At 44.1% G+C, this 20,120-nt stretch carries 19 protein-coding genes; 13 read left to right on the forward strand and 6 right to left on the reverse strand.

The window, feature by feature from the left end:
- The 13 genes from T489_RS15445 to rfbD all read left to right on the forward strand — a co-directional run.
- Window positions 1-977: PD-(D/E)XK nuclease domain-containing protein (locus T489_RS15445; RefSeq protein ID WP_031579379.1), on the forward strand; the 977-nt coding region annotated here is incomplete at its 5' end.
- Between the two features lie 272 nt (window positions 978-1,249).
- Window positions 1,250-1,729: a low molecular weight protein-tyrosine-phosphatase gene (locus T489_RS0107175; protein WP_031579380.1), complete on the forward strand. Its 480-nt coding sequence runs from the start codon at window positions 1,250-1,252 to the stop codon at window positions 1,727-1,729.
- 214 nt (window positions 1,730-1,943) lie between these two features.
- Window positions 1,944-2,336, forward strand: coding sequence for a diacylglycerol kinase (locus T489_RS0107180; RefSeq protein WP_031579381.1), 393 nt, complete (start codon window positions 1,944-1,946; stop codon window positions 2,334-2,336).
- 14 nt (window positions 2,337-2,350) lie between these two features.
- The gene (locus T489_RS0107185) at window positions 2,351-2,947 is read left to right on the forward strand and encodes a hypothetical protein (protein ID WP_157608124.1); all 597 of its coding nucleotides are present in this window, start codon (window positions 2,351-2,353) and stop codon (window positions 2,945-2,947) included.
- A 319-nt stretch (window positions 2,948-3,266) separates the two neighbouring features.
- Complete coding sequence (locus T489_RS0107190) at window positions 3,267-3,845, forward strand: hypothetical protein (protein WP_031579383.1); 579 nt, start codon at window positions 3,267-3,269, stop codon at window positions 3,843-3,845.
- A 168-nt stretch (window positions 3,846-4,013) separates the two neighbouring features.
- Complete coding sequence (locus tag T489_RS0107195) at window positions 4,014-4,565, forward strand: SPFH domain-containing protein (RefSeq protein WP_031579384.1); 552 nt, start codon at window positions 4,014-4,016, stop codon at window positions 4,563-4,565.
- A 58-nt stretch (window positions 4,566-4,623) separates the two neighbouring features.
- The gene (locus T489_RS0107200; protein WP_037319157.1) at window positions 4,624-6,063 is read left to right on the forward strand and encodes a flotillin family protein; all 1,440 of its coding nucleotides are present in this window, start codon (window positions 4,624-4,626) and stop codon (window positions 6,061-6,063) included.
- Between the two features lie 280 nt (window positions 6,064-6,343).
- Window positions 6,344-7,663: a D-glycero-beta-D-manno-heptose-7-phosphate kinase gene (gene rfaE1, locus T489_RS0107205; protein WP_051621879.1), complete on the forward strand. Its 1,320-nt coding sequence runs from the start codon at window positions 6,344-6,346 to the stop codon at window positions 7,661-7,663.
- A gap of 58 nt (window positions 7,664-7,721) precedes the next feature.
- Window positions 7,722-8,708, forward strand: a complete 987-nt coding sequence (rfaD, locus tag T489_RS0107210) for an ADP-glyceromanno-heptose 6-epimerase (RefSeq protein ID WP_031579387.1) — start codon at window positions 7,722-7,724, stop codon at window positions 8,706-8,708.
- Between the two features lie 130 nt (window positions 8,709-8,838).
- Entirely contained in the window at window positions 8,839-9,720 is an 882-nt protein-coding gene (gene rfbA / locus T489_RS0107215; protein ID WP_031579388.1) for a glucose-1-phosphate thymidylyltransferase RfbA, read from the forward strand.
- A gap of 40 nt (window positions 9,721-9,760) precedes the next feature.
- The gene (gene rfbC, locus T489_RS0107220; RefSeq protein WP_031579389.1) at window positions 9,761-10,321 is read left to right on the forward strand and encodes a dTDP-4-dehydrorhamnose 3,5-epimerase; all 561 of its coding nucleotides are present in this window, start codon (window positions 9,761-9,763) and stop codon (window positions 10,319-10,321) included.
- A 71-nt stretch (window positions 10,322-10,392) separates the two neighbouring features.
- The gene (gene rfbB / locus T489_RS0107225; protein ID WP_031579390.1) at window positions 10,393-11,448 is read left to right on the forward strand and encodes a dTDP-glucose 4,6-dehydratase; all 1,056 of its coding nucleotides are present in this window, start codon (window positions 10,393-10,395) and stop codon (window positions 11,446-11,448) included.
- A gap of 9 nt (window positions 11,449-11,457) precedes the next feature.
- Window positions 11,458-12,360, forward strand: coding sequence for a dTDP-4-dehydrorhamnose reductase (gene rfbD, locus T489_RS0107230; protein ID WP_031579391.1), 903 nt, complete (start codon window positions 11,458-11,460; stop codon window positions 12,358-12,360).
- 77 nt (window positions 12,361-12,437) lie between these two features.
- Here rfbD and ppk1 read toward each other — a convergent pair whose 3' ends face one another.
- The 6 genes from ppk1 to T489_RS0107260 form a co-directional block, all read right to left on the reverse strand.
- Window positions 12,438-14,576 carry a polyphosphate kinase 1 gene (ppk1, locus tag T489_RS0107235; protein ID WP_051621880.1) on the reverse strand — a complete coding sequence of 713 codons (2,139 nt, stop codon included), beginning with the start codon at window positions 14,574-14,576 and terminating at the stop codon, window positions 12,438-12,440.
- Between the two features lie 76 nt (window positions 14,577-14,652).
- On the reverse strand, window positions 14,653-15,528 hold the full coding sequence (locus T489_RS0107240; protein ID WP_031579393.1) for an enhanced serine sensitivity protein SseB C-terminal domain-containing protein: 876 nt from the start codon (window positions 15,526-15,528) through the stop codon (window positions 14,653-14,655).
- Between the two features lie 232 nt (window positions 15,529-15,760).
- Complete coding sequence (locus tag T489_RS0107245; RefSeq protein WP_031579394.1) at window positions 15,761-16,660, reverse strand: hypothetical protein; 900 nt, start codon at window positions 16,658-16,660, stop codon at window positions 15,761-15,763.
- A 21-nt stretch (window positions 16,661-16,681) separates the two neighbouring features.
- Window positions 16,682-17,041, reverse strand: a complete 360-nt coding sequence (locus T489_RS0107250; RefSeq protein ID WP_051621881.1) for an outer membrane protein assembly factor BamE — start codon at window positions 17,039-17,041, stop codon at window positions 16,682-16,684.
- A gap of 385 nt (window positions 17,042-17,426) precedes the next feature.
- Window positions 17,427-18,440 carry a hypothetical protein gene (locus tag T489_RS0107255; RefSeq protein WP_031579396.1) on the reverse strand — a complete coding sequence of 338 codons (1,014 nt, stop codon included), beginning with the start codon at window positions 18,438-18,440 and terminating at the stop codon, window positions 17,427-17,429.
- Window positions 18,441-18,601: 161 nt separating this feature from the next.
- The gene (locus tag T489_RS0107260; protein WP_031579397.1) at window positions 18,602-20,011 is read right to left on the reverse strand and encodes an MATE family efflux transporter; all 1,410 of its coding nucleotides are present in this window, start codon (window positions 20,009-20,011) and stop codon (window positions 18,602-18,604) included.
- Window positions 20,012-20,120: the final 109 nt, after the last annotated feature.

The following is a 20,120-nucleotide window of genomic DNA, read 5'->3' on the forward strand; positions in this document are numbered from 1 at the left end:
AGCTTATTCCTCAGCTTGTTGATATTGAAAAGCTTGGCATAAGCTCAGATGAAATAATAGCCAGAATGAAACCGGTGTATGACGGATACTGTTTCAGTCAGGAGGCTGAACACACCGTATTTAATTCATCCATGTGTCTTTATTATTTAAGAACAGTTCAGAATAAACAGCAATTTCTCCCTCCGGAGGATTATCTGGATCCTGCATCAGACCATGACGGCTCCAAGTTGCAGCAACTGTTTGAAATTGCCGAACCCAGTCTGGTAGATGAGATCGTGGAAAGCTATTTGAGTAATGATCTGTTCTTTCTGGATAAACTGTCGGAAAACATTAATTTAAATAAAGTAACTAAATATGACCGGGATCAGCTTCTCTCCATGCTCTATTATCTCGGGTATCTGACTATTGATAAGGTTGCTTCAGACAGTACCGCTCTGGCTCTCAAAATACCTAATCTTTTCATGTCAAAGCTGTTTGCTCAATGCATCGCTGACATGCGGTTAAAAACAAATACGGTATTTACCGATACAGTTCTTGATATATCATCGTTACGTGATGTTAATGATGATATCAGTTCATTTGCCTCATCCTGTACGGAATTTCTGAGCGGAATCTTCACCAATCAGGTACTGACTCACATGAGCGAAATGGCACTTAATCTGACACTCTACACCAAGCTTAAATCCCTGCGCGGTATATTTGTTGAAATGCAGAAGTCTCTTAGAGTTGTCGGAAAAGGAGAAAAGTTTGCCGATCTGGTGATAACCGTTAACAAGGGAAAAAGTAACCAGTGCATTTATCTTATCGAACTTAAGTACGCTACAAAGACTGAAGCCTCGGAAGCAAAGATTCAAAACACTGTAAAAGATGCAACAGATCAGGTTTTAAGATACAAATCAGCGCTGGAGTTCCGGGACAGGCAGGTTAAGGCCTATGCCATGGTATTTGTCGGTTCCGAGTGCGTGTACTGCGGGTAACAAAATTAATTTTTAAGCTCATGATCATAACGGTATGAGCTTTCTTAATTTCTGAAAAATCAACTGTTTTACGAATATCAGGTCTAATAAATATCCGAGTAGTAGACTACCCGATTTTTACTACTATCTGACTACTTTTCACTGTTACAAATTGCGTAGTTTTGGCTATATATGCCATTTCTGTTAAAATTCAAAAAGGTACTTCTGCATCGTTTGAGAGCCGGCAAACCTTGCAGAAATAGGCATTTCTCGGCATTTCAGGATAATCAGTAATGACAATAAGGGTGCTCTTCGTTTGCCATGGCAATATATGCAGATCTCCAATGGCTGAATTTATTTTTAAAAATATTGTCAATCAGCGTAATTTATCAGATCGTTTTGAAATCAATTCAGCTGCAACAAGTCGTGAGGAAATCTGGGGGAACAGAGGAAATCCAATCTATCCACCTGCTCAGGAACAGTTACGAAGACACCATATTCCGTTTACCGATCACAGAGCAACTCAGGTGAGCATTGAGGACTACCGCAGATATGATTATCTGGTGTATATGGACAGAAGTAATGAAATAAACCTGAAAAGAATTGTAAACGGAGATCCTGAAAACAAATGTTTCAGATTGCTGGATTTTACGGACAGTCCGAAAGATGTGGCTGATCCCTGGTATACCGGTGATTTCGAGCAGACGTACGAAGATCTTGTTAACGGATGCAATGCTCTGCTGTCTCTGATTATGGAAAAGAAAAACGGATAATTCCTGTCAGTAATGTTTTTGTCGTATAAATATTTTTGCTCACTATCCTGTCTTTCATACTGTTTTTAATTTTTACAGATGTTTATGTTACTTTTTGTTGTATGATAATCAGAAGATGTAACTGATGCTGATTGTCGGTTACGTAAAGGAAAGTTGAGCTTTATTGTCAGTTAAGATTTGAAAATTTTGTGGTTAAGTAAAGGAAAATATAAATATGGCTAAGACAGGAGCAACCGGCATTACCAGAATTATTAATGCCGGCAAATACAGTATAAAGGGACTGAAGACTGCTTTTATCAATGAGGCGGCATTCAGGCAGGACTGCATTCTTTCCGTGATTCTTTTTGCTTCTGCGTTCTGGATTGTCAGTGACGCACAGGAGGCCAAGGTTCTTTATTTTATAGCTCTCATAAGCGGACCTTTTCTGGTACTTCTCGCAGAAATCATTAATTCGGCAATTGAAGCAGTTGTGGATCGTATCGGAGACGAGTATCACGAACTGTCAGGAAGAGCCAAAGATATGGGGTCAGCAGCTGTTTTCCTGTCTTTGACATACACTGCGGTCAGCTGGATTGCCGTTATTCTCAGAGTGTATGTCGGCATTTAATAATGGAAAAGCAGATGATGCAGAAATCCTTGGATTGCCAGGAAATTAGTTCGGAGAACGCCGGCGGGGATAACTCATGCGAATCAGATTCATGCGATATTTCATCATCTGAATCTCTTTCAAAAGTTTCGCATCACAAGGCCGTTGAGTCGCCTGAATTCACTGATAACAGAGAGGAAGCGATCACTCCTGAAGATTTGGAAAAGTTTCCCGAAATCATTAAACTGAGAAACAGACAGAAGTCGGCAAAAATCGGCAGGCTGTTTCTGGCATTGCTTGCTTTCAGGCCGCTCGTGACAGGAGCCATGACCGACAGCAATTTTTCTGCATATCTGTCAAAAATGAATTTCACTGCCGAGGAAATAACCGATACCCTGATGCCTCTGGCTTTTCTTCTTGTCTGGACGGTATTTAAAAACTACCGAATCGGATACGTGGCAGCTCTCGCCATTTTTGTGAGTGTTATCTGGCAGCTGGTCGAAAATCCATGGTTACTGAGTATTCATCCCATAATCAATGGATATTTTCTCTGTATCGCCGTGGTTGCATACGGAGCTCACAGTCAGGGCGTGGTGGAACGCATGAAGCCCTTTTTCAAGAATCTTGTTTAGTGATAATCTGCCGTCAGAAATTGCATGAATTCAGGTGTCGTGAGAGCCCAGAAAAAGCTCTCATGGCACCGTCACATAAATAATGTGATAATTCTCGAAATTTTACTTGTTCCTTGTTCGGTTTTTACTTATTAAATTATTCATTTATTTGATAATACAGACATGAAAATTCATGTTTTTTCGTACAGTATCTCTTGAAAAAATATGAAGGACGTTCCATGTATTAATTATGGAATGCATAAAAAAAGCGACGATTGAAAAAGTCGCACATGTGTGTTTGTTCGGGGGTTTTGTTAGATCTGTAATTAGGAGATTGACAATGGAATTTGCTCAGCTTTTTGATATGCCATATCTGATTTTTTCCTTGCTGATATTTGCGGGTACGCTTATTTTTGTAATTCAAGTTTGTCTTTCTTTTATCGGTGTCGGCATTGATACGGAGGGAACAGGGCTTTGTGATCTCGGAGCCTCAGATTTTTCATTCAAATTCTTCTCTCTGATGTCCATAGCTTCTTTTTCGATGGTTGGCGGTACCGCGGGGCTGTATACAATTACAAGATTTGATGAACCTGGTGCTGTAGCGATAATACTTGCTCTTGCCGTTACCTGTGTAGCAGGATTAGGTATGGCCTATATCGTACACAAGCTCAGAGCCACAATCCTTAAACTTCAGAGTGAAGGTACCGTGGATATAGCAAATGCCGTAGGCAAGACAGCCAAGGTTTATCTGTCCATCAAGCCTAATCAGATGGGTAAGGTTGAAGTTGATGTTCAGGGGCGTCGCAAGTACATAGATGCTGTAGCGGAAGACTCTTCAGCAGAATTTTTAACCGGCTCTCTGGTTAAGATTGTCTCAAGCCGTGACGGAAATCTTCTGGTGGTTGCAAAACAGGAATAATGTCCTGAACTGCCGGTGTCGCTGTTTCCCAGTGTTCAGAGACCGGAATGCCGGCATGTTACGGAAGTTTCATCTGAGAAGGTGATGTATATCCTGTCAGAATCATGGAACTTTTGCGGGTGTTATGTTCTCTGATATGAAGTTTTTTGTTATGGAGTATGTTCGGTTATGACACCTCTGATGATTGTTGTTTTCGTTGTTATTCCTGTTGCAATAGGATTGTTTGCTGCCGGATGTTATCGCAAGTGTCCTGCAGATAAGGTTCTGGTTGTATACGGATACTTTGCCGGAAAAGGTTCACAAACCTATTGTATACATGGTGGAGGAGCGTTCGTGATGCCTGTGCTTCAGGATTTTGCTTATCTGGATCTCAGACCGAGGAAAGGAAGTTTGGCGTTAGACAGAATTATGACAAAAGAAGGGAGTTACGGGGCAAAAGTCGGTTACACTGTGCAGATTGCGTCAGGTGAACCGGTTGTTGAGAACGCAGCGGAGTGTCTGTTAAATCAGTCTGATGAAGACATTATGAATATGGCAGACAACATTATTGTCGGTGAGGTGCGCTGGTTAATCGCAAACTCATCTCTTTCTGACATCAGTGCCGTTGATGAAATATTTGTGGAGAGAATGAGGTGCAGTATCAGTCCGAAACTTGAAAAGATTGGTCTGGAACTGAGTGATTTTTCAATCAGTGAAGTTACGAAACAGATTGAAAACTGATTTGTTTTTTTATTAAGCTTTTTTTTGGATAAATCTATAACCATAGGAGAATATAAATATGCCTTATATGCTGATGGTGGCACTTGGTATAATCATAGTGTTCATAACCATTGTATTTCTGGTCAACAGATACCGCAAATGTCCTTCAGACAAGATTCTGGTAGTTTACGGTTTCATGTTCGGTGAAGGTCGTTCATCAAAATGTATTCACGGCGGTGGTACCTTCGTGTGGCCTCTGATTCAGGATTATGCCTACATGAGCCTTACTCCGATGACCATCAATATTCCATTAACCGGTGCTCTGTCACAGCAGAATATCCGTATTAACGTGCCATCAAGCTTTACCGTACAGATTTCTCCTGACGAAAACATTATGGGTAACGCTGCAGACTGTCTGTTAAATCAGTCAGTTGATGATATTGAAGACATGGCCCGTAACATCATTATCGGTCAGTTACGTCTTACCGTTGCATCTTTAACCATTGAAGAAATCAACGGTGACCGTGAAAACTTCCAGACCAAGATTCGTATCAATGTTGAACCTGAACTCAACAAAATCGGTTTGAATCTTATCAACGTAAACATCACCGATATCACCGATGAGGCTGACTACATCGCAAGTATCGGTAAGAAAGCCGCTTCTGAAGCTGTAAACAAGGCTAAGGTTGATGTGGCCATTCAGGATAAGCTCGGTTCTATCGGTGAATCTGAAGCAAGAAAGGATAAGGATATTCAGGTTGCCAACAACGATGCTTCCGCTCAGAAGGGTATCAAGAAGGCTGAAGCTGAAAAGCGCTGTTACGTTGCTGATCAGGAATCTCTGGCAATCAAGGGTGAAAACGAAGCTAAGCAGACCATAGCTCTGTCAAATGCTGAACTGAAGGTTATCGAAGCTGAAGCATTCCGTAAGGCTGAAGTTGCAAAGCGTGAAGCTGAAGTTGAAATTCAGAAGGCTCAGTACTCAGCAGAAAAGCAACGTTTGAATGCCGCTGAAGTGGCCAAGCAGGAAATCGACAAGCAGAAGATCATCATTGAAGCAGAAGCTGCAGCTGAAAAGGCAAGACAGATTGCACAGGGTGACGCAGACGCCATCCTCTTCAAGTATAAGGCTGAAGCAGAAGGTCAGAAGGCTCTGCTTGAAGCTAAGGCTGAAGGTTATAAGAGACTTGTTCAGAGTGCCGGTGACGACGTTAACGCGGCTTCAACCCTCCTGATGATCGAAAAACTTCAGGACATCGTTACTCTGCAGACTGAAGCTATTCGCAATATCAAGATCGATAAGGTTACCGTTTGGGATCGTGGCAACGGTTCAGGTGACGGCAAGACTTCAACAGCTGATTTTCTGTCAGGCATGGTAAAGAGTCTTCCGCCTCTTCATGATGTTGCAAAGATGGCTGGCTTGCAGCTTCCAACCTATTTAGGTTCCGTAGGCGGTAAGGAAGAACAGGCCTCAGTTCAGGCTGCCGCTGCAGCACCAAAGGCAAGTCCTAAAGCTTAATATTTAAGCTGGATTATCTAAGGGAGTCATGTTTTGTCATGACTCCTTTTTTTATGTGTTTATTCTCTTAATTAAACGGAATACGGTCTTTTAATCAGGCAGGAACGGACATATTGTCCGTAAAAACAGTCAAAGCAGTGAACCGCTGTGCATTTGTGGTTTATTATAATGCATTAAATCCCTTATAATATGGTAATATGTGCTAAGTTGTTTGGGATGGCCTGCTCTGACTTACCGTACAGTCCGAACATGAACAATTTATAATAAGAGGATATACCGCATGTCTGCAACACGTTTGGAAAAACTCCGTAAAATCAGTCCTTTGGTTATCGGAGATATTATGCTGGATCGTTTTATTTACGGTAAAGTTGAACGAATTTCTCCTGAAGCTCCGGTGCCTATTTTCAAATACGATCATGAGAAGGAAATGCTTGGCGGTGCAGGTAACGTGGTGGCCAATATTACTTCCTTGGGCTGCAAGTGTGATTTTCTGGGAGTTATCGGCAATGATGCGGAAGGTCGCAAGATTTCATCACTCCTCAAGAATATCGGAGTGCACAGCCATCTGCTTCGTCTTAATGATTATCCTACAATTGTAAAAGCCAGACTTATTGCCGGAAACAATCATATTGTCAGAGTTGACCACGAAAAGAATCTTCCGATCATCGCCAATGTTCTTGACCGTTTTGAAAGCATTCTTATGAAAGCCATCAAAGGGGCTGATGTGGTTCTTCTTTCTGACTACAACAAGGGGATTCTTACCGTTGAAACCACTCAGATGATTATCAGCATCTGCCGTAAGCTGAACAAACCGGTTATTGCGGATCCCAAGGGGCTTGATTATTCAAAGTACCGCGGAGCCACCCTGATTAAACCTAATCTCAAGGAATTCGGTGAAGCTACAGGCAGAAAATATTCTCCGAAGAGCGAAACCTTCCATGAAGAAGTTACAGAAGGTGCCGTTCGTCTCATGGAAACTCACGATATAGACAATCTAATTGTGACTCTCAGTGAGTACGGCATGCTTCATATTTCCAGAAGGGAAAAGAAGATTAATCATATCTTCACCGAAGCTCGTGAAGTTTACGATGTATCAGGTGCAGGCGATACCACCCTTGCCACACTCGGTATGGCCATCGGTGCAGGCATGGCGATCAAGGATGCCATGGTGCTTGCCAACAAGGCTTCCGGCATTGTGGTGGGCAAACTGGGGACAGCCACTGTTTCCTTCGAGGAACTCTGCAACGCCTGTTCCGATATCGGCAGGGCAAGAGCCGAAAGCTCAATGCTGAGTGACGATGACCTTGCAGCTCTGATTGCCAAGGCAGGAAAGCAGCACAAGTCTGTTAAGATTGTTTACAGTGATTTCACTTCTCTGAGTGCCGATCAGATTGAAAAGCTCAACGACATCAAATCAGGCTGTGACTGCCTGATTGCCGTTATCTGCGGTAAAAACGGCGGAAGTGAACTTGCCAGGGCAGTGCTCTGCAATCATATTGCCGTTGACAGCGTGGGCAGTACTGATGACATTAATGAGTTTTTACGGAAACATGCGGCTGATATAAGTCTGCATGAAGAAGATGTAATTTCTTTGAATTAAAGGAATTTAATCTGTTGACAGCCCGTGACTGTCAGTTTTTTGAATTGAGGAAAATTTTATGATTATCGTTACAGGCGGTGTTGGATTTATAGGTTCATGCATTGTAGCCAAGCTTGACGAACTGAACATTCATGATGTTTACGTTGTTGACTGGCTGGGAACAGACGACAGATGGAAGAATCTTGCCAAGCATGAACTCGGCGGAATCATTCTTCCGGAACAGATGGATGATTTTCTGGAGGCTCACAAGTCTGAAATCACCGCAGTAATCAACATGGGCGCTATTTCCACAACCACCGAGAGAGATGTTGACAGAATACTGACCAATAATCAGCAGCTGGCATGGAAGCTCTGGTGCTTCTGCCGTGACAATAATGCACAGTTTATTTATGCATCTTCAGCAGCTACCTACGGTTCAGGTGAAAACGGCTTTGATGACAATGCCTCTCTTGATTATCTCAAATCCCTGCGTCCTCTTAATCCGTACGGCTGGAGTAAAGCTTCCTTTGATGTCAAGGTTGCACGTGAAATTGCCGAGGGAAGAGCCACTCCAAAGCAGTATGCTGGTCTGAAGTTCTTTAACGTATACGGTCCTAATGAGTATCACAAGGGCGGTCAGAAGTCTGTTATCGCGCATATCTTCCCGTCTGTTAAGAACAATGAACCTGTTAAGCTGTTCAAGTCATACAATCCGAACTATAAGGACGGCTGGCAGCTGAGAGATTTCGTATACGTAAAGGATGTTGTTAACGTAATCGTATGGCTTCTGCAGCATCCTGAAGTAAACGGCCTGTTTAATGTGGGAACAGGCAAGGCACGTTCATTCTATGATCTTGCCAAGGCTACCTGGAATGCTCTGGGACTTGAAGAAAAAATCACTTTTGTGGATATGCCTGAAAGCATCAGAGACAGATATCAGTATTTTACTGAAGCAAACATGTCCAAGCTTCGCGAGGCAGGGTATGACAAGCCTATGACTTCTCTTGAGGAAGGCGTTGCAGACTATGTGATAAATTATCTGAACAAGGAAGATCCTTATCTGTAATACCTCTGTTCAGGTCTTTTATTTTTGCGGCATTCCGGAGAGAAAATCTTCGGGATGCCTGTTGTATTAATCAGGTGTTTTTTTCTGCAGAAGCATTCCGTGTAATCCGGACTTAATTGAGGTTGAAATCATGAAGGGAATCATTCTGGCGGGTGGAACAGGCAGCAGACTCTGGCCTCTGACCATTGCCGCGAACAAGCAGCTGCTTCCCGTATACGATAAACCGATGATTTACTATCCTCTGTCCATTCTCATGCTTGCGGGAATCAGGGATATACTGGTTATTTCCACACCAAGGGATCAGTCTCTCTATCGCAGCCTTCTTGATGACGGTTCCCAGTGGGGACTCAGCATAAGGTATGCCGTTCAGCACAGTCCGAACGGAATAGCCGAGGCCTTTCTTATCGGAGAGGAGTTTATCGGCGGCGACAGCGTGTGCCTTATTCTCGGTGACAATATCTATCACGGTCACAAGTTTCCTGATCTGCTGCAGAAGTGTGCCTCCCTTCAGAGCGGGGCTGTGGTATTCGGTTACGTCGTCAACAATCCTGAAAGATACGGAGTGATTGAGTTCAACGACAGACAGGAACCGGTATCAATAGTGGAAAAGCCTGATAATCCGGTTTCCAAATATGCGGTAACTGGACTGTATTTTTACGACAACAGTGTTGTTTCATATGCTAAAAGCATTATTCCGTCTGCCCGTAATGAACTTGAAATAACCGATATAAACAATATTTATCTCCAAAACGGCAATCTCAGGGTTGAACTGCTCGGTCGCGGAGTAGCCTGGTTTGACATGGGAACTCCGGAACTTCTGCTGGATGCTTCATCGTATATCAGAACACTGGAAAAAAGACTCAACTGCCAGATATGTTCTCCTGATGAAATTGCCTACGAAATGCATTACATAGATAACGGTCAGCTTAGAAAACTGGCGGAAAAATATAAATGCAGTGATTACGGCAGGTATCTTGCCGAGCTTGCGGAAACTTCTGTTTTTCGTGAATGAGGTCGTCACATGGAGATAATCCGTTACAGGAATGAGATTTATGCAGATTAAAGACACTTTGATTCCTGACGTTAAAATTATAGAACCGAAAGTTTTCGGGGATTCAAGGGGCGAATTTTCAGAAGTTGTCAGGGCTGGAGATTTTTTCGATTTATCCGGCGGAAAGACAATTGTCCAGGTTAATCAGTCAGTATCCTCCAGAGGCGTTCTGAGAGGTCTTCACTGTCAGATGAAGCATCCTCAGGGGAAGCTTGTGAGAGTGGTGTTCGGTGAAGTTTTTGACGTTGCCGTTGATTTGCGAAGGAACAGTCCGACATTCGGAAAAAGCGTATCCGTTATTCTGTCTGCGGATAATCACCGCATTTTCTGGATTCCCGAAGGATTTGCCCACGGATTTTATGTTCTTAGTGAAAAGGCCTGTATGGTATACGGCTGTACCGATTACTATGATCCAGCATCAGAACAGACGGTTATGTGGAATGACGGAGAGCTTGACATTGCTTGGCCGATAATGAGAAATGACAGGGGAGAAATGATTGAACCTCTGGTTTCGGCAAAGGATGCCGGGGCTGTATTATTTAAGAATGCGGCATATTTTTAAAAAGACCTTCCTGAAGATGTTGATTGACTGTCTGACAGGCTGGTGATTGTTTGTTTTTTCGGAGTAAATCTATGCGGGAATGTATTCTGGTTACCGGCGGAGCCGGATTTATAGGATCTAATTTTGTCGGTTATATTCTTGAAAACTACTTCGATACCTTCGTTGTGGTGCTGGATAAGCTTACCTATGCCGGAAACATGAATAATCTTTCCGGAGTCATGAAGAATCATGCAGACAGATTTCTGTTCGTGAGAGGGGATATCTGTGATACGCCGCTTGTGGAACTGCTGATAAGACAATATTCAATACACAGGGTGGTTAATTTTGCCGCTGAATCCCACGTGGATCGTTCCATTGCCGATGCCGACATTTTTATCAAAACAAATGTGGAGGGGACCTTTTCGCTCCTTAAAGCCTGCAGAAACTGCTGGCAGGAGAACGGAAGAGAATGGGAGAACACCAGATTTCACCAGGTATCAACCGATGAGGTATACGGAACGCTGAAATCCGTGGAGGACGTCCATTTCACTGAAGAGCATCCGTACAGACCGAATTCACCATACGCATCTTCAAAAGCTTCGGCCGATCTCATGGTAAGAGCTTTCCATCAGACCTACGGTCTTGATGTCACCGTAACTCACGGTTCAAATACCTACGGTTTCTGCCAGCATCCGGAAAAGCTGGTGCCCATGACATTTACAAGGGCACTGAACGGGGAGGAGATACCTGTCTACGGAAACGGTGAACAGGTACGTGAATGGATTTTTGTTACAGATCATTGCAGAGCCATTGATTTCGTAATGCGCAACGGCCGCAGCGGAGAACACTACAACATCGACGGTGAGCCTTTAACAAACAATGTAATGATTTCAGGAATTCTTTCTCTGATTGACGAAAGGATCAGGTCCTCTGAAGAACTTTGCAGACTGTTCCCGAACGCCGCCGTGTGTCACGGAGGCAGGTCTAAAGACCTGATAAGACACGTTGCAGACAGACCGGGACATGACATCTGTTATGCGGTAAATGCCGGAAAACTCATGAATGAACTGGGGTTCAGAAGAGAGACGGATTTAACCCCGGGGCTGTCTCTTACCTTTGACTGGTATTTAAAAGAATTCGGAAGGTAGGATAGATTCGTGAAAATTCTGATTATCGGTAAAAACGGACAGCTTGCCCGCGCACTTGCTGAAAGATGCGCCGAAAGAGGGATTACTCCTGTTTTTATGGGGAGTGACAGCATTCCTGCTTCTGGTGATTCGGTATCTACCCAAAAACTTGTTTCAGCTGTTAATGACGGAATTCCTGACGTGATAATAAATGCGTCTGCCTATACCAATGTGGAAAAAGCCGAAACAGAAGGTGCTCATGACAACCATCTGCTCAATTTCCGTCTGCCTCTTGAGCTTTCCCTAATCTGCCGTACCTACGGTATTCCTCTGATTCACATTTCCACCGATTTTGTTTTTGACGGAACGAAGCAGGGGGCTTATACGGAGGATGACATGCCTAATCCTCTGAATGCCTACGGAGATACCAAGCTTAAGGGAGAAAGTGCGGTTATGTATTCGGCCGGTCGTTCGGTGATTATCAGAACCTCATGGCTGTTTAACCGAGGGGCTTCAAATTTTGTCAGCGCCATTCTGAAGAGATTAAAAAGCGGTAATCCGGTAAGAGTGGTAGGGGATGAAACAGGCGGTCCCACCTACGCCGGAGATCTTGCTGAAACCTGCCTGACGGTAGCCGAAAGAATAGCAACTGATGAGAATTTCTGCGACTGGGGTATCTATAACTACAGCGGTACTCCTTATGTAAGCAGGTATGAGATGGCTGAATTCATCAGAAAGGCGGCGACAGATGCCGGAATAGCAGGTATTTCTCACGTAATTGAAAAGATCAGTGCAGCCGAATATCCCTCAAAGGTTAAGCGTCCGAGAAACAGTACACTGGACAATACCAGAATTTCCGAGATTTTCGGGGTAAAAAGCAGTGACTGGCAAAAGGAACTGCGAAACGGTATAAGGTCTTATCTTCCTGATTAGCCGGCAGTTCAACAGTCGGATCATTAAATGAAAATCCCAGTATGCGTGATACCGGGATTAATCTCTGACATCAGTGTTTATTTCGCCTTTTTATCAGTCTTTTTAACATTTGTCGTTTTTTTACCCGTCTTTTTCTCATCAGCTATCGGATTCAGCAGACTGAGGTTTCTTTCATGAGTCTGTACGTATTCATAGATGGCTATCTGGGAGCGGATCTTCCTGTGATTGCCTCTCTGAACGTACTGGTTGTCCTGTTCTTTATTGATGATTCTGGCTTTCATGTTGTCATTCAGCTGAATATTGAGAATGTTAAGAATGTGATTCTTCAGTTCAGGATCGTAGATTGGCGTACCTACCTCAATTCTTAAATCAAGATTTCTGGTCATCCAGTCGGCTGATGATATGTAAAGCTTAACATCTCCGTTGTTATGGAAGTACATGATGCGAGGATGTTCAAGAAAACGGTCAACTATGCTGATGCCCTTGATATTGTCGCTTAATCCCGGAACCCCCGGAAGCAGAGAACACATGCCTCTGACGATAATTTCAATTTTTACCCCCGCCTGGGAAGCCTGATACAGTTTATCGATCAGAGCTTTGTCCACGAGGTTGTTGACCTTCAGAATGATTCTGGCTTCAAGACCGGCCTGAACATTCTTGACTTCGTTTTCAATCAGTTCATAAATCTTTTTACGTGAATTGATAGGGGATACCATCAGATGATTGAACTTAGGTCTGGTGTAAGGGTACTCAATGAAGTCGAACACCTTTTCCACTTCTTCGGTAAGATCCTGGTTCTTTGTGAAGAGGGCGAAGTCTGTGTAGATTTTAGCCGTTTTTTCATTGAAGTTACCGGTGCCGATGTGAGCATAACGGACAATGCCTCCGTTCTCGATTCTGGTGATGAGACAGAGCTTTGAGTGAATCTTGAGACTAGGCATGCCGAACAGCACCTTTACGCCGGCTTCGGTAAGTCTGCTGGCCCAGCGGATATTGTTCTCTTCATCAAATCTTGCCTTGAGTTCCACCACCACGGTAACATTCTTGCCGTTGTTGGCGGCATCAATCAGGGAGTTGATAACACGGCTGTTGCTGGCCACGCGGTAGATATTTATCTTTATGGATCTTACTGCCGGATCGTAAGATGCCTGACGCAGAAGTTCCGTGAAATATCTGAATGAATGGTAAGGGTAGTAAAGCAGAATGTCCCCGGCCGCTATAGCCTGAAACATGTTGCTTGCCTGATCGAATCTATTGGAGTTCAGAGCCGGAAGCTTGGTGTGTTCAAGGTATTCCCTTCCCACATTCGGAAAACTGATGAAATCCTTGAAGTTGTGGTATCTGCCGCCGTCCATTACGGAATCCATGTCTTTGATGTGCAGCTGATTGATGAACTGCTCAACCATCCCCTTTGGCATTTCCCTGTCGTAGGCTACGCGGACCGGCATGGCGATAAGTCTCTGCTTGAGACTCTGTGACATGTTTTCGAGCAGAGTTCTGTCAATCTGAGCGGAAAGGTCATATTCGGCATCTCTGTTCATTTTCACGGTGTAGGCACAGATTTCGTCATAATCAAAAAGCCCTCGGAAAATACGGTTGAGGCCGATGCGGATTACGTTATCAAGAATCATCAGCACCTTGTCTTTCCTGTTGTCTGACGGAATCTGAATGAATCTTGGCAGATTGTCAGTCGGAATTTCAATAAGAGCGTACTGGTCCTTTTTATTCTTTTTGCTCATTTTTACAAAAAGATAAGGATATTTATCCTTGAGGAAGGTTACCAGGTCTATGTTTTCATTGATGATTACCGGACTGATGTGTTTGAGCACGTTGGCGCGGAAGAAGTTTCTGACCCATTCACGCTGTGTTTCGGAAATCTGATTTTCGTCAAGAAGATAGATGTTGTGGGTCTTGAGCTCTTCCATCAGTTCCTTGTAGGTCTTGTCGAAAACCTTGCCCAGCTGTTTTACTCTGGCGAGAGCCTTCTTCAGCAGCTGTCTTGCGGGAGAGTTCTGATTGTTTTCCTCGTCAATCATGACCTGTCTTTTCAGTTCGGCGATCTTAACCTTGAAGAATTCGTCCTGATTACTGGAATAAATGCCCAGAAAGCGTACTCTTTCAATAATTGGTACACTCGGATCCTGTGCTTCCTGCAGAACTCTTTCATTGAAAGAGATCCAGCTTAATTCTTTAGCCATTAAAACATCGTTTTTCATAAATAATCTTACTTCCATGAATTAACAGAATCAGAACGGAACGGCGTTTATGCCCGCCGTTTCAACAAATCCGGAATTAAAAAATTCCGAATTTCTTTTTGCGGTAAAAAGGTTTTGCTCCGGCAAGCGCTTCCTTAATGAAGTTGTTGTCTTCATCGTATCGCAGAAAATCCAGCGGCATGTCCTTGACGTGAGGAGTACACAGCTTTCCGAGATCCCTGAAAAGATGAGTGATGTCCTCATCAGGATCGCTGGAATCCAGAATAATCAGGTAGCTGGAGTTGTTTGCGGTTTCAGCCTGCGGCCTTATCATCTTTCTCAAAAAGGCTCTTTCGATACACTTGTGGTTTCTTACCACGGCAGTAACGATGTCGGTGAGCGTCTTGGCTGAGGCATCCGGTTCGGTGATTACCACCTTTTCTCCTGCCTTGAGAGTATAGTTGCGGTTTCTGGACTGCTCCTCAGCTCTTTTGATAATGTCCTTGAGAAGAGGAACAGAGAGTGTCATGGCCATACCGAAAGGATTGATAACCATCCCCTTGATGCCGAGATTATCTGCGGTAACAGCCTTTGCGAGTGCCATGAAAGGCTGAACGAACATGCCTGAGCACGGAATGGTCATTTTGTCGGATTCTTCCTTGGAGGTGAACACCGGGCAGTAGGTTTCCTGTTCTTCATTGGTCAGGAACACCAGATTTATGGATGCGCCCTTGTTGATTATTACTTCTCCCTGACTGTTTTCCTTTTCTTCGGTTCTGACAGCCTTGTCTTCATCAGAAATATTGAACGGAACCACCAGTTTCGCGCTGCAGAGAAGCTGAATAACTCTCTGGGTATTGATCTGAGTGTTGGATTCATTGAGATTTACAATGGCCTGTTCAAGCTTGTGATTGTCGATAACCGGTTCTGAACCGCTGCCGGTGCTGGTATTATTAGTATTGTTTTCTGACATCTGCTGTCCCGTTATTATTCAAATTATCATTTACGTTCAGGGGAGGAATGAGCCTGAAAGGGCTCCTCTGATACGTTAAACACACGTGTTCTATCATACAATTACGAACGGCGGGTGTGTGTGAACCTATCCAAAAATTTATCAGTTGTGACGGCTGAGCTGCGGATTTCAGGGGGTAATGACCTGCCGGTGAATTGAAAAGAGCGTGAATCGCGGAGCAGACAGTATTCTTCTACTCGTCATCCCTGGTATGCATTTCCACAATTTTCTGGTATTTTTTCTGGCACATCGGATGTTCGTTTCGGTATTTTATGCCTGATGCCGTATCCAGAATTTCCAGCGCTCTGACACTGCCGTATGCGGCGTAGTCTTCCAGCATTTTGTATCCGATGTCCTTGGTTTCCTTATGCCTGAAAAAGTATCTGGCTACATAAAGTTCCGGGGAAATGTTGTCTTCCCTGGTAAGAACTCCAGACAGTTCGTTCTGCCAGGCGTTGGCACTGTTATAATCCTTCATCAGATAGAAATCGAGGATAATGGCCGCAATATCTTCCGGAGTCTTAGGCTTGGCTGCCGCCAGATTGTTGTAGCTGTTCTGAAAATCCCTGTTAACCGGAAAAGCTCTTCTTTTCGGTATGTTTTTCATTGCTGAAGATGCGTCCGCTGAATTTGCGGTACCGGTTTTCTGACTATCGGGCTTCTGCTGAGCTTTGTCCGTCTGTTCGCCGGTTTTTGATGCGGATGTCTTTTCGTTCGCTGCGGAACCGTTTTGTGCAGCCATGTATTTTTTGAAGTCTACGGTACGTACTCTGATGTTGTCTTTTGCAAGAGTCATGCACTGGTTGTATTCGTACAGAAAACCTGACTGCTGCAGATACAGATAGTCAGGGGAGTTCTTGTCAAGTGTTGAGGCAAAGAGTTCCGCCAGTTTGTCGGCACTCTGATAAATTGCGATACCGCATTCCTTTGAATAGGCGTTGAATTTGTAGTCAAGGTCTGGTCTGTCGGTGAAAATGCCGTTGTTTGATGCCTTGAAGGTGTTGAGATGCAGAGGAAGCTTAGCCGGGTTTCTTTCCGGTATGGTAACGCAACCACTGACAAAAAAGGCAAGAATCAGCCAGCCGATTTTCATATGCTTCCCCGATGATTAGTCTCAGTACTGTGTAAGTGGATTATAGAATTTCTGCGGCTTCTGAAAATCGCCGGAGATTTCACGTACAACCCTGTCTTCATCAAAGATAACTATCAGAGTCCGGTACTCAGGATCATTCCAGCCCTCGCGGACGAAGTTGATGTAGTACCATCTTGAGTCATCAAGAGGATCAAGAAGCATAGGTGTTCCGAGCACGAATTTTACCTGTTCCTGGGTCATGCCTACACGGAGCTTGTCAACGTCCTTCTGTTCCGTGAAGTTTCCCTGATGCAGATCCGGTCTGTAGGCGCATCCTGCCTCAAATAGCATCACAAGGGTAATTCCGATGACTGATAAAAATCTGACTGTTGCTTTTTTCATATATGTTTCTGGGTGCGAAAGTCCGTCGTTTCGTGACGGAGGGATGAGCACCGTTTCCCTTATCCTTACCAAGTATTCAGGTATCTCTGAGATTAACAGGCTGTAAAACTTACATAATCTTACAGTCAAAGAATACCTTAAATCAAAATATCTTTTTATTTTAACGACAATTACTGAGATATTTACTGAATTTTTCGTATTCATACCGTACGGAGCGCACTTTTTAACCGGAAAAATACACCGGCAGTTTTCCGCTGTTTAAGCACGCACTGTTTGCACGGATATCTAGTATATACTGCTTAACGGTGTTTGCAACAGGAACTTTTGACGTCCTCCGTGCGTTTCACCGTCTCAGGTATACTGTTTTTGACATCCGTTTCCGCTTTTAGTTGCATCCGACGTTGACAGCGGTCTGTCTGCCTGAATCCAGGGCGTCGTTAACTATTTTTTCTCCGGTCTTTTCGATCATGATTTTGATTTCATCCTTCTGTTCTCCTGATGGCGGGATGCCACGGCATACTCTGTATGCTTCGGCAAACATAAGACCTCTCAGTTTGCTGCTTATGTCATCATTGTGGCGGTAGAATTCAAAAAGATTTAGGTAGGCCTGTTTGAGCCCGGATTTCTGGGCGGCGGCTTCCATGAGATTTACCGGATAATCATGATCTTTCTGATATTCGTTTATGATGTGGGAAAGGAAAACCGCATCAATCCCCATACTGTTTTTTCTCTCTTCAAGCTGTGCGGATATTTTGTCGATGATGTCTTTTTTCTCAAGAAGCCATTTGGCAGCATAAAGCCGTACGTGGTCATTCCCTTTTTCCAGAAGATCAAGCATTTCCCTGTTGCCTTTGCCGATGTCGTAGGGTACAAGTTCATCATAGTCGTCATGCAGTTTCATTTCTGCCAGTATGTACAGAGCCTTTTCGTTACCGCATGCCGCGGCTCTGTTAAGATAAAAAAGCCCCTGTTCGCCGGTGGCCTTGTTGTGAGGAAACTGCTGAATGTAGTTATCAAGAATGATTTCGGCAAGAGCTTCGTCAGCCGGAGGGTAGGAACTTTCCGCAGATTTTTTCATGAGATCAATGTATTTTCCCTGGTTGGGCATCTTGTGAATGCCTTCACTTTCAATTCTGGCAAGCAGGTAGTAGACACGCGGATCCTGGTGCTTTTCGGATGATTTCAAACAGATTTTCGGAGCATTTTCATCTCTTTCGCTGTATGCCTTAAAACATTCCTTATAGGCTTTTTCCGCGGCCTGACTCATGCCGTCGGTTTTGAAGCAGGATGTTTTCTGAGTTTCGTTCTGGTCGCTGGCGGCAGCCTGTGACGAAAGGGAAAGGACGGAAAGGGAAAGCAGTACAGAAGCAAGTTTTATCAGTTGATATCGGCTGAACATGTCATCTCCGTAATACAAAAACTCAGGAACGGGAATAAAAAACAGGTGGATGATTAACCACCGGTAATATTATATTAATTTTTCCGGGAACGTGAACATACGCCTGAATCGGTTTGAGATTTTTAGCAAATTTTCAGGCGTTTGAACCGGGTACCGCTCTGTCAGTAACGGTAGATTTTGAATTTATGATGTCTGAAGAGGTAGATGCTTCTTGCGCCGAAGGCTATGGTCAGACTCCAGTAGCAGAAAACCAGAATGCCCCACAGACCATAGAGGCCGTATTTTCTGCCGAAGAAATCGGTAAAACCGATCAGATAACCAAGAGGCGCACTCATGCACCAGAGAACCACGAAATTCACGAGCATCATGGTTTTGGTATCCTTGAATCCGCGAACGATCCCCAGACAGATTCCGAACAGAGCGTCCTGTACCTGAAACGCGAGTATGGCAAAAAACAGCGGGGCGGCCAGTTTGTGCAGTGCCGGATCCTCCGTAAAGAATGAAATGATTTCATGACGGAAGAAGAAAATTGAAAAACAGACCGGAAGGATAATGGCATGAGAGATTATGGCCGTGGCTTTAACCGAAAGCAGAGCCATGCTCTTGCTGCCGATGGCAAGATTGTTGCTGATTCTGATGGCCTCGGCCGTAGACACTGCTACAGGAAGCATGAATACCATAACGCTGATGATGCTGGCAATCTGATGCGCGGCCGTATACTGAGTTCCCAGGAAGCCGGTTGCGTAGCCGAAGATGTAGTAGGTGAAGTTTTCAATCAGCAGGGCAACGGAAACCGGAAAACCGATTCTGGATACGTGCTTGATGATTGAGAAATCGGTATTTTCCTTTTTTCTGAGAATGTTGAAATCCTTAAGCCTGCTGTTGTATCTGCAGTAAAGGTAGATAATCCCGAAGGATGTCCATGCGATGATTGCCGTGGCCACGCCGCAGCCCACGGCGCCCATTTCGGGGATTCCCAGTTTTCCGTACATGAATATGTAGTTAAGAGGAATGTTCATAAGAACTGATACCAGACCGATAATCATGGTTGGAATAGCTACCATAACGCCTTCTGCAGTGTTTTTAAGCAGGTGATAGAGACTGAGTCCAGGCAGAGCTATAACCACGAGATCGATGTATTTTACCGCCTTGTCAATGACCTCAGGTCCCAGATTGGTGTATTTAAGCATGAAGGAAGGCATTATCAGCAGGAATATCATGGAAAATGCCGTTACGATCATCAGAGGAAACAGTGCGTTGTGCGTGTACTTCGGAATTTCTTCCGGATTATTCTGACCTAGCAGCTGGGCAATAATCGGGGAAAGCCCCAGACAAAGACCTATGCAGAGCAGGGAAAAAGGAATCCAGAAACTGCAGCCGACGGCGATTGCAGCCAGATCCGTCATCCCGAGATTTGAGGCCATGATGGTGTCGATAAAACCCAGCAGGGACGTACTCAGCTGTCCTATGAGAATAGGTATGGCAAGGTGTAACTGCTGCATTATTTCTTTTTTTAAACTTCCCTTGTACGTACTGTTGTACATGGGCGCTTTGTTGCTGTTTGAATCCATGGATTTTATTATTTTCTTATATGTTATGTGTTTCTTTTGCCGATAAATCAGCGGAGAAGTGCATCAGGCACAATCTCCTGATTATATATTATATACAAAAAGTGCCGTT

The organism is Ruminobacter sp. RM87 (assembly GCF_000701925.1).
GTDB classification, from domain to species: domain Bacteria; phylum Pseudomonadota; class Gammaproteobacteria; order Enterobacterales; family Succinivibrionaceae; genus Ruminobacter; species Ruminobacter amylophilus.

Bases quoted from the DNA above. Each gene is read 5' to 3' on its own strand.
- T489_RS0107175 (WP_031579380.1), top strand. From the start codon at position 1,250: ATGACAATAAGGGTGCTCTTCGTTTGCCATGGCAATATATGCAGATCT.
- T489_RS0107180 (WP_031579381.1), top strand. From the start codon at position 1,944: ATGGCTAAGACAGGAGCAACCGGCATTACCAGAATTATTAATGCCGGC.
- T489_RS0107185 (WP_157608124.1), top strand. From the start codon at position 2,351: ATGATGCAGAAATCCTTGGATTGCCAGGAAATTAGTTCGGAGAACGCC.
- T489_RS0107190 (WP_031579383.1), top strand. From the start codon at position 3,267: ATGGAATTTGCTCAGCTTTTTGATATGCCATATCTGATTTTTTCCTTG.
- T489_RS0107195 (WP_031579384.1), top strand. From the start codon at position 4,014: ATGACACCTCTGATGATTGTTGTTTTCGTTGTTATTCCTGTTGCAATA.
- T489_RS0107200 (WP_037319157.1), top strand. From the start codon at position 4,624: ATGCCTTATATGCTGATGGTGGCACTTGGTATAATCATAGTGTTCATA.
- rfaE1 (WP_051621879.1), top strand. From the start codon at position 6,344: ATGTCTGCAACACGTTTGGAAAAACTCCGTAAAATCAGTCCTTTGGTT.
- rfaD (WP_031579387.1), top strand. From the start codon at position 7,722: ATGATTATCGTTACAGGCGGTGTTGGATTTATAGGTTCATGCATTGTA.
- rfbA (WP_031579388.1), top strand. From the start codon at position 8,839: ATGAAGGGAATCATTCTGGCGGGTGGAACAGGCAGCAGACTCTGGCCT.
- rfbC (WP_031579389.1), top strand. From the start codon at position 9,761: ATGCAGATTAAAGACACTTTGATTCCTGACGTTAAAATTATAGAACCG.
- rfbB (WP_031579390.1), top strand. From the start codon at position 10,393: ATGCGGGAATGTATTCTGGTTACCGGCGGAGCCGGATTTATAGGATCT.
- ppk1 (WP_051621880.1), bottom strand. From the start codon at position 14,576: ATGAAAAACGATGTTTTAATGGCTAAAGAATTAAGCTGGATCTCTTTC.
- T489_RS0107240 (WP_031579393.1), bottom strand. From the start codon at position 15,528: ATGTCAGAAAACAATACTAATAATACCAGCACCGGCAGCGGTTCAGAA.
- T489_RS0107245 (WP_031579394.1), bottom strand. From the start codon at position 16,660: ATGAAAATCGGCTGGCTGATTCTTGCCTTTTTTGTCAGTGGTTGCGTT.
- T489_RS0107250 (WP_051621881.1), bottom strand. From the start codon at position 17,041: ATGAAAAAAGCAACAGTCAGATTTTTATCAGTCATCGGAATTACCCTT.
- T489_RS0107255 (WP_031579396.1), bottom strand. From the start codon at position 18,440: ATGTTCAGCCGATATCAACTGATAAAACTTGCTTCTGTACTGCTTTCC.
- T489_RS0107260 (WP_031579397.1), bottom strand. From the start codon at position 20,011: ATGGATTCAAACAGCAACAAAGCGCCCATGTACAACAGTACGTACAAG.